This window comes from Bradyrhizobium erythrophlei (assembly GCF_042430365.1).
GTDB classification, from domain to species: Bacteria; Pseudomonadota; Alphaproteobacteria; order Rhizobiales; family Xanthobacteraceae; genus Bradyrhizobium; species Bradyrhizobium erythrophlei.
In genome coordinates this window covers 35787-49417 of the sequence record NZ_JBHMET010000247.1, presented here as the reverse complement: position 1 = coordinate 49417, position 13631 = coordinate 35787, and the positions used below count along the sequence as shown (strand labels likewise).

Genomic DNA, 13631 nt, shown 5'->3' with positions numbered 1-13631 from the left:
GAGTGCGCCCGCTGCCGTTACTGTCCGACGACGACCTCGCTGATCTGGATCACCGGCTGCAGGTCGGTGTAGTTCGGGATGTCAGCCAGGATCTCCTTGGCGTGCGGTCCGAATCCCGACTGGAACGCCTCGACCGTATCGCAATAGATGTGGCACATGCCGACATAGGTCGCGGGAGCGCCCGGCGCGCCGCCGGCCAAGCCCTTGTCCACGGTGTAGAACTTGCAGGCATCGCCCATGCGTGCCTTCACGAGCGGCATGTGCTTGTCGCGATAATAGTCGTGGTCGAAGCGCGCACTCGGATTGTTCGGATACATAACACTGACCTTGATCACGGCGCTCTCCCTTTTGATGTGAGGTGCGCCGGTTGCACTCCAGCGCTGCACGCCGACTGTGCTTCAGTTTTGGCGGGCAGGCAACAGCGCAGCGACAGGTTCCGACCGGGCCGCGAGATGAAGGGTGCTAGAGCGCCTTGCTCCAGTCAGGCTGAATCGGTCCGGAAACGCCGTCGAACGCACCCTCGACCAATTCCAACACCAGCAGCCTGCTGTGATCGACCGGGCCGGGCATGGTCACCCGTCCCTTCGGGATCGCCTTGAAGCCGACGCGCCCGTAATAGGGCTCATCGCCGACCAGCACGATCAGGCGATGTCCCTTCACCTTTGCGTCATTCAGCGCGCGGTCGAGCAGCGCGCGCCCGACGCCGCGGCTGCGGAACGGCGGCTCGACCGTGAGCGGTCCGAGCATCAGCGCCGGCGTATCGCCGATGCAGATCGGCAGTTGCCGCACCGAACCCACCAGAAGCGTGCCGATCCGCGCCGTGAACGAGACGTCGAGCAGGTGATCGACATGCTCGCGTATCCGGTAGGCGCTCAGCACGAAACGGCCGGGGCCGAAGGTGCGCTCGTGCAGCCGCTCGATCGCCTGCGCGTCTTTCGGGGTTTCGGGCAGAATGGTCAGGGAGAGATCGCTCATCGTGAGGCGCGGGATAGCACCTGACGGGCGCGCGGTCCATTGTCCTGCGGGCCCGAGCCGCAGCTTTCTTGCTGCAGCCGGCGAACGGCGTCCAGCGACTGCGTGGCGGCGCACCGTCCCTCGAAGCCATCCGCGATCAACGCCATGTCGTGGTCAGCGGCTTGCCGTCGAGCACCTCCGCAATCCGCAGCCGCGTCCCCGGGGTGGTCTCGTCAGGCAACGCCGCCGGATCGAAGAAGCCGCTGGCCACGATCTCATGGTTCGGCTCCGGCAGCCGGTCCTGGCGAAAATTTCTGACGACATAGACCGCGACATGGTCGCGGGGCGAGACATGGCTGTTGAAGAATATGCCGTGCAGCGGAGGTACGCCGGCAAACTCGATCCGGCCCTCCTCGACCAACTCCCGTCGCAGCGCATCGAGGAAGCCCTCGCCGACCTCGACCCCGCCGCCCGGCAGGTACCAGCCGGAGATATAGCTGTGCTTGACCAGGAACACCTTGTTGTCGGCGTCGAGCACGACGGCGCGCACCCCGAGCGTCATGCCGCGGGCCAGGCGCCAATAGAGATGCATGACCCGCCTGATCCGCGGCTCGAGCCGCTTGCGCAAATCCTGCAGGACCGTCACTGAACCCTCAACTTCATTATGTTTGATCCTTGCGCGGACGCGCACCTCTTGCCAATACAGGGCAGGACTTTCGGGATAGCACGACATGCCCCTGTGGCGGCCACTTTTCACAGGCAATCCGAACGGGACCAAATGATGGCGGCGTTCCGCCTTGCGCATCTGTCCGACCCGCATCTGCCGCCGCTGCCGGCGGCGCGGCTGCGCGATCTCGCCGGCAAGCGTGCCTTCGGCTACCTCAACTGGACCCGCAACCGCTACAAATATCACCGCCGCGACGTGCTCGATGCTTTGGTCTCGGACATGCAGGCGCAGCAGCCGGACCATGTCGCCGTCACCGGCGACCTCGTCAACCTTGCGCTCGATGCCGAGTTCAATCCGGCCAGGGAATGGCTCGAGGGCGTCGGCCGCTCGACCGACGTGACCGTCGTGCCGGGCAATCACGACGCCTATGTGCGCGCAACCCGACACCGCTTTGTCGGCATCTTCGGCGACTATCTGCGCGGCGACGTCGATGATGCGCCGGTCGCGTTCCCGTTCGTGCGCCGGCGCGGACCGGTGGCGCTGATCGGCGTCTCCTCGGCGGTGCCGACCCCGCCCTTGATGGCGACGGGCTGGCTCGGCCACGCGCAGCTCGAAGCGCTGGAGCGCATCCTTGCGCAATTGTCGGGTGAGGATCTCTTCCGCGTCCTGCTGGTGCATCACCCGCTGCACTCCGACGGACGCGCCAAGGGGCTGACTGATTCGCACAAGCTGCGCGCGCTGCTCAAGCGGCACGGCGTCGAGCTGGTGCTGCACGGCCACGATCATATTCATTCGACGATGTGGTTCGACGGGCCCGACCGCAAGATCCCCGCGATCGGCGTGCCGTCGGCGTCGGCGCTGGCGCGCAAGCACTATCCGGCCGCGGCCTACAACCTGTTCTCGATCGAGCGCGACGGCAATGCGTGGCGCTGCAAGCAGATCGTGCGCGGCTTCGGCGATCACGACGGCATTCGCGAACTGCGCGAGGTACGGCTGGCCTAATCTCCGCCGCCACCGCCGCAACCACCACCGCAGCTGCCACCACCACCGCCACCGCCTCCTCCGTCGCCGCTGCCGTGGCCACCGCCATCGCCGCCATGGCCGCCGTCGCTGCCGGCATCACCGAAGCCGGCGGACGAGCCGTCGATCGATGTGTCGGAGAAATCGCCGCCGCAATAGGCGCCACCGCCGCCGTTGCGCCGCAGCGCCTCGCAGTCCGGGTGATAGACGAAGCCATTCGCGATATCGAGCTTGCTGTCGAGCGCAAACAACAGCGGCAGCCGCGTCGGCCTGACCGGATCGATGTTCTCGTATTTGCAGCAGTACCACCACACCCGCCGCAGCCCCTCGTTGCTCTGGCGGCGCTCCTTCACCAAAACGACGGCGGGCGTGTGATGCAGGAAGCCGCCGAAGGCGCGGCGGCAGAACGCGTCATAGTCGCGGGTGTAGAGGATGAACTCGTGCCAGAGGTCGTCGGCGACCTGCGACGGCATCGCGACGTAGCGCTTGCCGCTCATCAGATAGGCGAGGAAGAACTGCCGCAAGCCCCGCGACACCAGCGCGCTGTCCTTGCGGGCAAATCCCGGATGACGCTTCTCCAGCCGCTCCAGCAGGCCCCGCGGCCACTGGAAGGTGCGGATGAATTCGGCGCGCCGCAGCGTCTGCCATTTGCCGAACAGGATGGCGCCGCCGAACACGGCCGCAACCAATGCGATACCCAGGAAGGCCGAGGCGGATGCGACAACCACGATGCCCCCGCGCCCCTGGCGGCTAGAGATTCCGCAAGCTTGCGAACAGCGCGAGGCCGAACAGCGCCAGCGCGCCCATGACGAAGCCGAGCACGAACATGCCGAGCCCACCGCGACGCTTCGGCGCTTCCAGCGGCGGCGGCTCCGCCGCCGGCGGCGCGGGCAGCGGGGTTGCGACCATCGCATGCTCGCGCTCGATCATCCGCCGCGCGACATAATCGGTGACGGCATCGACGATGACGGGCACGTCGTGCGATTCGGCGAGCACGGTGCGGCCGAACCGCGTGTCCTGCACCAAGCGATAGATCCGCTTGTCGCGCCCCATCAGGACGTGGGCGACCACGTCGATCCACAGCCGCGGCGTCTCGCCCTGGCTGATGCCGCGGTCGAACAGGTCGACCTTCTCCGGCACCTGCGCGAACAGCGGATCGAGCGCGTCGTTGAGGATCTCGAGCCGCGCCACCTCGGCATCGCGCAACTCGACGACGACGCCGGTGCGATCGGCCGCCTCGATCCGCGCCCGCCGCAGCGCATCACGCAGCGTCGGCCGCAGATCGCGCGCCTCGTTGCCGGTGTTGTGCGGGTCTGACATCGATCACGGCCTCGTGCTGACGGTTTTTTCGATGTTAACCTATCAGCAACCATGATCCTCGCAAAGGCCGTTTGCTCTCAAGGACTTATCCCCAGGGCACGGCACGAAGCCTGTCCCGAAATCAGACGGCCCCACCCGGATGAAACCGGATGAGGCCGCCTGTCCTTGGACGTTTCTTGATTGATCGCCGGCCGTCAGGCCGAAACCCGCGACGGCTCCTCCACGATCGAGAAGCGAACGCCGGCCTTGTGGCGGTTCTCTTCCGAGACCTCGCGCCAGCAATCCTCGGCTTCCTTGCGGGTCTTGAACGGGCCTTTGACCTGGGCAGAGCCTTCCACGAGCTTGTGGAAGTTCATCGAACCGAACTCGCCGCCGATCACCCAGAAATTGCTGCCTGTGGTCATTGTCAGTCTCCTCTCGAAATCGGGCTGCCTCTGCCCAGCCATCGACATTCTTGACAGTGTATCGCGAAACTCGCGTCGGAAGCTAAACGCGAAAAAGCGAAGCTCGTACAGATGGCTTGTTTTTGAATGGTGATGTCATGTAACATATGGACTTGTAATAAATGTCGATTTGTAAATTTTGTCACAAGATAGGTCAGGAAGGCTGCCATGCCCTCTGCGTCCGGAAAGAAGCTGTTCGTCGGCCCCCGCTTCCGGCGGATCCGCCAGCAACTGGGGCTGTCGCAGACCCAGATCGCCGAGGGGCTCGGGATTTCGCCCTCCTACATCAACCTGATCGAGCGCAACCAGCGCCCGGTGACGGCGCAGATCCTGCTCAGGCTCGCCGAGACCTACGACCTCGATCTGCGCGACCTCGCCACCGCCGACGAGGACCGCTTCTTCGCCGAGTTGAATGAGATCTTCTCCGATCCCCTGTTCCGCCAGATCGAGCTGCCGAAGCAGGAGCTGCGCGACCTCGCCGAGCTCTGCCCCGGCGTAACCCATGCCTTGCAGCGGCTCTACGCCGCCTACACCGAAGCGCGCCGCGGCGAGACGCTGGTGGCCGCGCAAATGGCCAACCGCGAGGGCTCGCAGTTCGAGGCCAACCCGATCGAGCGGGTGCGCGACCTGATCGAGGCCAACCGCAATTATTTCCCGGAACTCGAGACCGCGGCGGAAAACCTGCGCGACGAGATCAACGTGCCGGCGGAAGCGCTGTTTGCGGCGCTCGCCACCCGCCTGCGCGAAAAACATTCGATCGTCACCCGCATCATGCCGGTCGACGTGATGCGCGAGACGCTGCGCCGCTTCGACCGCCATCGCCGGCAGCTTCTGCTGTCCGAACTGGTCGACGGGCCCGGCCGTATCTTTCAGCTCGCACAGCAGCTCGGGTTTGTCGAATGCGGCGGCAGCATCGACGCCATCGTCGGCCGCGCCGGTCCGCTCGAGGACACCGCCCGCAGGCTCTACCGCATCACGCTCGCCAACTATTTTGCGGCCGCCGCGATGATGCCCTACCCGGCCTTCCATTCCGCGGCGGAAGCGCTGAGCTACGACGTGCATGTGCTGGCGCAGCGCTTCAACGCGGGCTTCGAGCAGGTCTGCCATCGCCTCACCACCCTGCAGCGGCCGAATGCGCGTGGCGTGCCGTTCTTCATGCTGCGCGTCGACAATGCCGGCAACGTCTCGAAGCGCTTCTCGTCCGGCACCTTCCCGTTCTCCAAATTCGGCGGCACCTGCCCGCTCTGGAACGTGCATTCGACCTTCGACATGCCCGACCGGCTGCTCAGCCAGGTGATCGAGCTGCCCGACGGCACGCGCTACTTCTCGATCGCGCAGACGGTGCGCCGCCCGGTGGCGCCCTATCCGCAGCCGCAACCGCGCTTTGCGATCAGCCTCGGCTGCGAGATCCGCCACGCGTCGAAGCTGGTCTACGCCGCCGGCATCGATCTCGAGAAGGTCGAGGGGACCCCGATCGGCGTCAACTGCCGGCTCTGCGAGCGCGAGAATTGCAGCCAGCGCGCCGAGCCACCAATCACGCGCAGCCTGATCCTCGATGAGAACACGCGGCGGGTGTCGTCGTTCGCGTTCTCGAATGCGCGGGAATTGTGAGGAAGGTCTTGTCGTAGGGTCGGCAAACGCGCACTTCGCGCCGCACCCACCATCCACGGCGCGCTTGCAATGGTGGGCACGCTGACGCTTTGCCCACCCTACGGTCCTTCCACAACCGTAACCGTCATTGCGAGCGAAGCAAAGCAATCCATGTCGCAGCTTGCGGAGGCAATGGATTGCCGCGGCGCTGCGCGCCTCGCAATGACGGGGTGAGATTTCCGATTCAATTGTCAAACAGCGGATGCGCGTCCGCAGTCTCGCGGCGCGCTTCGCCCGAGTTTTGCGTCTCGTTCCGCCCTCCTTGAAGCGCAGAGGGCGCAGGGAAAGCCGGGTGCCGATCGCACCCATGGGCCCTGTGCAACAAAAAGCACCGGGGTAGGACCACAGGTGAAACCGGAGACTCCGGCTTTCCCTGCGCGATGGTTTTACAGCTTATTTCGTGCTCTCCCCGGCGAGACCTGGCTTGTTTGCCACCGTCTTCGCAAGGACGTTTCGCGCCTTGCGAGGAGACACCAGCCACTGGGGCGTCAGGACCACACGACTTCACCGTCCGCGTTGCCCGCACTCGTCAGTTGCGCGCTTAGCGTCCACCGCATCTCGACCCAACACTCGTGACGATCGCGAAGCGCCCCTCAAGCGGGTGAGACAGGCGGAGTCCTAGTGCTGATTTGGGGTGCGCGTCAAGTAAAATTCCGAAAATCAGAAACTTTGCCGCGATCGAGAACTCGGACAAGGCTGCTGACATATCGGCGCTTGCGGAGGCGAAGCCGACCACGCTTGCGCTGATGCACGGCTCGTCGTTTCGAGGCGATGCCGTTGGCGCCCTCGGTGCGCTGGCCGATCACTATGAGGCCCAACTGCGCAAGGCGATGGAGCGCTAACCACCGCTCTCGCGGCAACCATCGACCACCGCCCTCCAACGACATCGCGGCCATCAATCGGGCAGACCCGCCCGTCGTAGCGCATCCGCGTACTTCGCCACGTCGTCGAGTTTCCGGTACGGACCTAACACGCTGTTCAAAGTCGAAGGGCGTAGCGCCGGGTCGACCTCGTGCAATCGCGTTACCAGTCTCCTTGCCTCGTCGCAGCGTCCGGCAAGCACGCCGCTCGCGGCACCGATACGCAGCGCGGCGTGGCTGTCCGGCCGGCTCCGCAACGCCATCGCCGCCCACCCGAATGCTTCGTCGTAGCGGCCGGCAAAGAAATGAGCATGGGCTGTCCCTTCCTGCGGCCAGAACTTGCCCGGATCGACGGGGCTCAGCCGCATGGCACGTCCAAAGTGCTCGATGGCCAGGTCTGCCTCCCCGAGCCACAGTCGCGACCAGCCGCTATGTGCCCACGAGGCTCCGAGGTTCGGGTTCAGGGCCAGCGCGCGATCAATCAAGGCGACGCCGTCGACGAGGTCTTTGGCGACATAGGCCAACGAGTGCCCGATGTGCACGAATGCGATCGCGTCGTTCTTGCCCAGCTGCATCACCCGGCGGGCCAGTCTCCTGACTTCAGCGACCTCCTGATCAGGATCGACGATCCAGCCGAACCCCATGCGCGTGCTGAGACGCATCGCCGCGGCGCCGTAAGGCGTCGGGAATTCGGGATCAAGTTCAATGGCCCTGTAGAACAGGCGGAGTGCCGCTTCATTCCCCTCTCTCGTCCACTTGTAAGCTTCCGCCATTCCTCGAAGATAGAGATCGTAGGCGCCCGGATTCTCCGTCGGCTTGCATTTGGCATGCTCGAGCTCCGCCACATACACGTGGTCGGCGAGCACAGCGACAATGGTGCGCGCCACGTCCTCCTGGACCGCAAAGATGTCCTTCAGCTCGCGATCGTAGCGCTCGGCCCAGCGATGCCCTCCGGTCAGGACATCGATCAGCTGCGCCGTGATCCGAACCCGCTCTCCGTCGCGCCGAATACTGCCTTCGAGCAGGTAGCGCACATCAAGCTCCCGACCGATCTGACGGATGTCGACGGCCTTGCCCTTGTACGTAAAGGACGAATTGCGGGCGATGACGAACAGCTCCGAGAACCGTGACAGCTCGGTGATGATGTCTTCGGTGATCCCATCGCTGAAATAGTCCTGCTCCTTGTCCCCCGACAGATTGGCAAAGGGCAGCACCGCGACGGACGGCATGTTGCCTGGAGCGCCGGACGGCGCGTCCAGCTCGTTCCGGATCTCGCGGCGGGGCGGCCATTCCGGGCGAGCGAGACGGCTTACGTCCTTCCCGTCCAGAGCAATGGCTGGCGAATCAGCCGGCGATTCCTGCGCCAGTTGCACTACGCCCACGAAGCGGAAGCCTTGTCGCGGCAGCGTCTTGATCAGGCGTTGCTCTTGCCCGGAATCGGCGATCGCGTGTCGGGCAGCGTTCAGGCGCGTCGTCAGTGCCCCATCGGAAACGATGCGTCCGTCCCAGATCGCGTCGACAAGATCGTCTTTGCTGACGACGCGATCCCTGTTGCGGATCAAGTAATCGAGCAGCGCGAAAACCTGTCGCGTTGTCGGGACAATCTCAGGCCCACGTCGCAGCTCGCGCCGCTCGGTATCCAACGAATAATCTTCGAAGAAATAGCGCAAGGCACCATTCTCCAAATGCCCGGCCGCTCGCCCGAGGGCGCCTTCGCACAGGCTGGCGTGGAAAGAATAAGGCGCCGGTGAGGAAAATGTAAGCGATATGTCAAGCAGTCCTTCCGACGTCCTGCCACCTTGATGCAGAGGAAAAGCCGTCGGGAGATATCCAATGGATACGCCCTACAATGTGGTTGGATCGCCGCATGCGATTGCGCCGGCACGTCCGCGCTTTGCCGTCGTCAGCCGGTGCTGGGCCGCGTTTCTGGATTGGCAGGAACGCGTGCGCCTACGGCAGTGCCTTAGCAATCTGAGTGACCAGGAACTCCGGGACATCGGCATTGCGCGCGGTGAGATCGACTACGTCGCCTCCCATCGCGCCGTCGACCCGCGGGGCGCCGTCTATCCTCCATGAACAGAGGTGCCCGGCTTCGGCAAACGTCCGCCATCAGCATCACATTGCGAAGAGGCTGTGTCATGCCAGCACGAAAGACTCCTCTCGAGAATAGCGAACAGACAGTAGGCGCATTTCGGGTCCAGCCTGACTGGTATGAGGAATACTGGCTGCGGCCGAAGACGGCTGCCCCGTCCGGTCTGGCGAGCCGGTTGCGCCGGACCTCCTGGCTTCTTACTCCATCTTGTCGGCAAGCCATGGCGGCAGCACTGATGACCTTCGTCAGAGCCGGCAGGTCGGCCTTCACCATGACGCCCGGCTCGAAAGGCAGAGAACCATCGGATCGTCATCTCGATCTAAGTGCAGGATAGCCCGCGGCGGCGAGGTGACGTGCAACCCTTCTGCCCTCATCGCCTGCTTCGACCCGCCACCTCGCGGTATGCATTGAGACATCTCCCGACGGGCTTTTCGTCCGGAGGTTTGCATGACATTCGGCTTACATTTTCCTGACTGGCGGCCTATTCTTTTGCGCATCGACGGTGAGCGTCCTTCGCATTCTGCAAGCAGTCCGGGGGAATGGTACCGTGCGCTATTTCTTCGAGGATTACGTTCTCGACACCGACCGGCGCGAACTCCGTCGCGGGGCTGCCCCGGTCCCTACGACGCCCCAGGTTTTCGATCTGCTCGACCACTTGATCCGCAACAGGGAGCGCGTCGTCGGCAAGGACGAGCTCGCGAGCGCGATTTGGAAGGGACGCATCGTATCGGACGCCGCGCTGACCACGCGCCTCAACGCCGCCCGCAGCACGATCGGCGATTCCGGCGAAGAACAACGTCTGATCAAAACGCTGCCGCGGAGAGGCTTTCGTTTCGTCGGCACGGTGCACGAAGTGAATGGCCCCGATCATACCGGAGTCGTCGCGGACGGCCCGGCGGAATCGTCGGGAACCCCCGCCGCGCTTCCCGACAGGCCGCTGTCGATTCTCGTCCTGCCGTTTGCCAATCTCAGCGGCGATCCCGGGCAGGATTATTTCGTCGATGGCGTTACCGAAGACCTCACCACGGAGCTGTCGCGACTCGCCGGCTCGTTCGTGATTGCGCACAACACGGCCTTTAGCTTCAAGGGCAAGTCGGTGGACGTGAAGCGGGTCGCGCGCGAACTCGGCATTCGCTACGTGGTGGAGGGCAACGTCCGAAGAGCGGGCCAGCGCGTGCGGGTCGGTGTTCAGCTGATCAACGCCGAAACGGGTGCGCATCTGTGGGCTGACCGGTTCGATCGAGAGGCGTCGGAGCTGCTGGACCTGCAAGATGCAATCGCCATCGAGCTCGCGCGCGCTCTCGACGTGCAGCTCATTGAAGCCGAGAGCCGTCGCGGCGAACGTTCGGCGAACCCGGATGCAATCGCCCTGGTGATGCGCGCCCGCGCGCGTCTCTTCCACGGCATGTCTCGCGCAAACGTCGCCGCGGCCATTCAGCACTACAAAGACGCGCTGCGGCTCGTCCCCGATGACGCCTGGGCGCTGGCAGAGTTGGCGGACGTCCTCGCAGGCAACGTCTCCAGCCTATGGAGCGAAACGCCTCGCGAGGATCTCCGACAGGCCGAGGCTCTGGCCGCGCAGGCGATCGAGCTTGAACCGTCTGACGCGTACTGCCACCATGTCGTGGGCGTCGTGCTTTCTCTGCAAGGGCAATTCCCGGAGGCCATAGACCGGTTCGGCGCGGCAATCCGGCTCAATCCGAATTTACACTTCGCGTACTCGGGCCTCGGTAACGCGAAGGTCCTCTCAGGCCTGGGCCAGGAGGCTCTTCAGCATTTCGCCCATTTCATCCGTCTCAGTCCGCGCGACCCGTTTCTGTTCCGCGGATACTACGGCATCGGCCTGGTCCAATTTCAGCTCGGCGATGATGCCCGCGCAATTGAGACGCTGGGCAAGGCCATCAGCTTGAGCCCCGGCTATCCTCTCGCTCACCTATGCCTCGCCGCCGCCCACGGCGTACAGGGCCGCATCGATGAGGCGAAAGCTTCATTTGCCAGGTATCTGCGGACCGGCGCATCCGCCCGAACGATCTTCGCACTGCAGCGGCTCCGCTCGTCTGCGAATCCGTCTTACCTGGCCTTGCGCGACAGACTGTACGAAGGGCTGCGCGGGGCGGGGATGCCGGAGAGATGAACCGGTCTCTCGGAGATCGGGCCCTTGAACCAGCGCGCGCCCCATACTCCACAAACCAGAAACGATGACTTTCAATTATTGCTGTTTCGCAATCGTCCCGGCGACCGCATCCTGATTGGGCGCACAAGGGAGTCTTCCGATGGACGAGCAAAGCAGCAAGACCAATGTACCGCCCTCCGTGGGCGCAGATGTGAGCGGCATCGAAACGCTGCTCAGCCGCAATCTTCCTGATGTCTTTGGCGAAGGTGATCCGGTGCGCCGAAGGGCCGCAATTCGTGAACTCTACACCGAAGACTGTGTGCTGTACGCGCCGCCCGGCATTCTCGTCGGCCACGACGCGCTGGACAAGTTCGCCGGCGATCTCCGCGCGACGCATCCTCATTATGTCTACACGCCGCATGGCGCGCCGCAGGTCCTGCACAATTCGGGACGCCTGGCGTGGGGCTCGGGGCCGAAAGGCGAAGCGCCCGAGTACACCGGCGTGGATTTTATCATCGCGCGGGACGGCAAGATCGCGGCTCTTTACGTCTACCTCGACTCGCCGCCCAGCTAGAGGCACGTGGAGAAGATGATGGGGTGCGAGACCTTGCTTGGTGGGCTCGAACGGCATCACCGCAAGCAGGTCACACCCGCGCGCCGTAACCCGTCTGCAAGGTGCTCACGGTACTTCAGATCGATGTAGGGCGTCGTGATCTCGAACAGCCGCTGGGCGTCGTTCGGCTGCAGCGCATTGAATTCGTTCAGCAACGCCTGAGCTTCCTCAGCGCGTCCTAGCTGGCCGAGGCTCGCGAGTAATGTCCTGAGGCTGAGGTGCAGATGGCGTGCGCGAGATCCGAGTTCGCAGTAATGCACCGCCTCCTCGTAATTCTCCTGGTGATAGTGGGCCAGTGCGACGTAGCTCATGAAGCTTCCGGCCTGGGGGTCGTTGGGATTGAGACGGAGGCAACGCAGCAGGGGATCGAGAGCCTCCCGGAAATGCCCGATATGGACCCGGACAAGGCCAAGGGCGAAGAAACCAAGCGCAAAATTCGGGTTGAGGTCGATCGAACGCTGCGCCTCCGCAAGCGCCTGCGCGTGCATGAGTCGCAGCAAGCTCGTCCAGCAAAAGGCGTAGTGCGTGTAGGGATCGCGGTCATCGAGCGCGACTGAACGCGCCGCAGCCGCGTAAGCCTCGAGATACTCCCTTCCTGGATCGCTGCTCCAGCCGTACATGGTATGGCCGATCAGGACGCGCGCGAGCATCATGTGTGCCTGGGCGAAGTTCGGGTCCAGCTTGATCGACTCTTGCAGAAGGGCGGCAGCCTGCTCATGGTGCTCGGGAGCGAGCTGTGAGAAATGCCACATCGCCCGCATGCAGCAATCGAACGCGTCCAGATTTCCCGCGCTCTTGCGCGAGGCTCGCTTGCCTTCGATGAGCAGCATCTCAGGCTCGATCGCGCCGACTACGCTCTCCGTGATCTCGTCCTGGATAGCGAAGATATCGGCCATGTCGCGATCGAACCGCTGGGCCCACAGATGATTTCCGGTTTCGGCTTCGATCAGCTGGCCTGTCACCCGCACGCGCTGACCGGCTCTCCGGACGCTGCCTTCGAGAATATATCGAACACCCAGCTCGCGAGCGACCTGCTTCGCGTCGACAGCGCGCCCCTTGTACACAAAGGTCGAATTTCGGGCGATCACAAAGAACCATCGATGATGGGACAGCGCGGTGATGATGTCTTCCGTGATGCCGTCGGCGAAGTATTCCTGCTCGGGATCGCCGCTCATGTTCGAGAAAGGCAGCACCGCAATTGAGGGCTTGTCCGGCAGTGCCAGCTCACCGCCCAGCACGCCCGCAGCCACCGGGTGTTCAGGGCGCCAATCCACGGAGTAGATCGAGACGGGACGACTGATATTCTTGAGCGAGCGTTGTCCGATCGGCAGAAGCGGAAAGTTCAGCTTGCCATCGATCTGATCGCGCACCGCGCCGGAGATGCAGATGCCGCCGGGATCGGCGACGCCTTCCAGGCGTGCGGCGACATTGACGCCATCGCCATACAGATTGTCGTCCTTCACCATCACATCGCCGAGATTGATGCCGATCCGGAATTCCATCCGCCGTTCGCCGGTAAGATCGGCATTGTGGCGATGGAGCGCGCGCTGGATCGCGACCGCGGAGCGGACGGCCTGCACCGCACTGCCAAACTCCGCCATGACGCTGTCTCCGGCGGAGCCGAAAATGCGGCCGGCATGTTCGGTGATGAGATCCGACATCGTGCGACGGTAGCCGTCGAGGGTCCGCAGGGTCGTTTCCTCATCGGCTGCCATGAGGCGGCTGTAGCCGGCGACGTCCGCCGCCAGAATTGCAACCAGGCGTCTCGTGACCGTGGGGTCCATGTTCGCCCCTTGCGTGGTTCGCCCCTTGCGTGCCGATCGCAGTCTAGCCGATCCGGAAGCGAGGGTGAAAGCACGCAATGTCGCACGGTTCGGCCTTCACGATCCACATCGCGCG

General features: G+C 64.0%; 14 protein-coding genes. 6 read left to right on the top strand and 8 right to left on the bottom strand.

Features of this window, described 5'->3' with window-relative positions; translation table 11 throughout:
• Positions 1 to 17 precede the first annotated feature (17 nt).
• The 3 genes from ACFFWD_RS37160 to ACFFWD_RS37150 form a co-directional block, all read right to left on the bottom strand.
• Positions 18 to 335: an EthD family reductase gene (locus ACFFWD_RS37160; RefSeq protein ID WP_376974185.1), complete on the bottom strand. Its 318-nt coding sequence runs from the start codon at positions 333 to 335 to the stop codon at positions 18 to 20.
• A 127-nt stretch (positions 336 to 462) separates the two neighbouring features.
• Positions 463 to 975, bottom strand: coding sequence for a GNAT family N-acetyltransferase (locus ACFFWD_RS37155; protein WP_376974183.1), 513 nt, complete (start codon positions 973 to 975; stop codon positions 463 to 465).
• Between the two features lie 136 nt (positions 976 to 1111).
• The gene (locus ACFFWD_RS37150) at positions 1112 to 1600 is read right to left on the bottom strand and encodes an NUDIX domain-containing protein (protein ID WP_376974181.1); all 489 of its coding nucleotides are present in this window, start codon (positions 1598 to 1600) and stop codon (positions 1112 to 1114) included.
• Positions 1601 to 1735: 135 nt separating this feature from the next.
• Between ACFFWD_RS37150 and ACFFWD_RS37145 the strand changes: the two genes are divergently transcribed.
• Positions 1736 to 2623 carry a metallophosphoesterase family protein gene (locus ACFFWD_RS37145; RefSeq protein WP_376974179.1) on the top strand — a complete coding sequence of 296 codons (888 nt, stop codon included), beginning with the start codon at positions 1736 to 1738 and terminating at the stop codon, positions 2621 to 2623.
• Here ACFFWD_RS37145 and ACFFWD_RS37140 read toward each other — a convergent pair.
• From ACFFWD_RS37140 to ACFFWD_RS37130, 3 genes are all read right to left on the bottom strand, one after another.
• On the bottom strand, positions 2620 to 3369 hold the full coding sequence (locus ACFFWD_RS37140; protein WP_376974177.1) for a glycine-rich domain-containing protein: 750 nt from the start codon (positions 3367 to 3369) through the stop codon (positions 2620 to 2622). The two genes, ACFFWD_RS37145 and ACFFWD_RS37140, sit on opposite strands and share 4 nt — an antisense overlap.
• Before the next feature lie 22 nt (positions 3370 to 3391).
• Entirely contained in the window at positions 3392 to 3961 is a 570-nt protein-coding gene (locus ACFFWD_RS37135) for a hypothetical protein (protein WP_376974175.1), read from the bottom strand.
• Between the two features lie 194 nt (positions 3962 to 4155).
• Positions 4156 to 4365, bottom strand: a complete 210-nt coding sequence (locus tag ACFFWD_RS37130) for a DUF4170 domain-containing protein (RefSeq protein WP_376974173.1) — start codon at positions 4363 to 4365, stop codon at positions 4156 to 4158.
• A 207-nt stretch (positions 4366 to 4572) separates the two neighbouring features.
• On the opposite strand from ACFFWD_RS37130, the gene ACFFWD_RS37125 reads away from it, so the two are divergent.
• Together ACFFWD_RS37125 and ACFFWD_RS37120 are read left to right on the top strand one after the other, a co-directional pair.
• Positions 4573 to 6015, top strand: coding sequence for a helix-turn-helix domain-containing protein (locus ACFFWD_RS37125; protein WP_376974171.1), 1443 nt, complete (start codon positions 4573 to 4575; stop codon positions 6013 to 6015).
• Between the two features lie 668 nt (positions 6016 to 6683).
• Positions 6684 to 6896, top strand: coding sequence for a hypothetical protein (locus ACFFWD_RS37120; protein ID WP_376974169.1), 213 nt, complete (start codon positions 6684 to 6686; stop codon positions 6894 to 6896).
• Positions 6897 to 6949: 53 nt separating this feature from the next.
• Here the strand turns inward: ACFFWD_RS37120 and ACFFWD_RS37115 are convergent, their stop codons facing one another.
• Positions 6950 to 8584 carry a winged helix-turn-helix domain-containing tetratricopeptide repeat protein gene (locus tag ACFFWD_RS37115; protein WP_376974167.1) on the bottom strand — a complete coding sequence of 545 codons (1635 nt, stop codon included), beginning with the start codon at positions 8582 to 8584 and terminating at the stop codon, positions 6950 to 6952.
• Positions 8585 to 8747: 163 nt separating this feature from the next.
• Between ACFFWD_RS37115 and ACFFWD_RS37110 the strand changes: the two genes are divergently transcribed.
• The 3 genes from ACFFWD_RS37110 to ACFFWD_RS37100 all read left to right on the top strand — a co-directional run bounded on the left by ACFFWD_RS37110 (position 8748) and on the right by ACFFWD_RS37100 (position 11693).
• Positions 8748 to 8990 (top strand): DUF1127 domain-containing protein, encoded by a 243-nt coding sequence (locus ACFFWD_RS37110; protein ID WP_376974165.1) that lies wholly within the window; start codon positions 8748 to 8750, stop codon positions 8988 to 8990.
• A gap of 563 nt (positions 8991 to 9553) precedes the next feature.
• Positions 9554 to 11140 carry a winged helix-turn-helix domain-containing tetratricopeptide repeat protein gene (locus ACFFWD_RS37105; RefSeq protein WP_376974163.1) on the top strand — a complete coding sequence of 529 codons (1587 nt, stop codon included), beginning with the start codon at positions 9554 to 9556 and terminating at the stop codon, positions 11138 to 11140.
• A 139-nt stretch (positions 11141 to 11279) separates the two neighbouring features.
• On the top strand, positions 11280 to 11693 hold the full coding sequence (locus tag ACFFWD_RS37100; RefSeq protein WP_376974161.1) for a nuclear transport factor 2 family protein: 414 nt from the start codon (positions 11280 to 11282) through the stop codon (positions 11691 to 11693).
• Between the two features lie 56 nt (positions 11694 to 11749).
• Here ACFFWD_RS37100 and ACFFWD_RS37095 read toward each other — a convergent pair whose 3' ends face one another.
• Positions 11750 to 13516, bottom strand: coding sequence for an adenylate/guanylate cyclase domain-containing protein (locus ACFFWD_RS37095; RefSeq protein ID WP_376974159.1), 1767 nt, complete (start codon positions 13514 to 13516; stop codon positions 11750 to 11752).
• Positions 13517 to 13631: the final 115 nt, after the last annotated feature.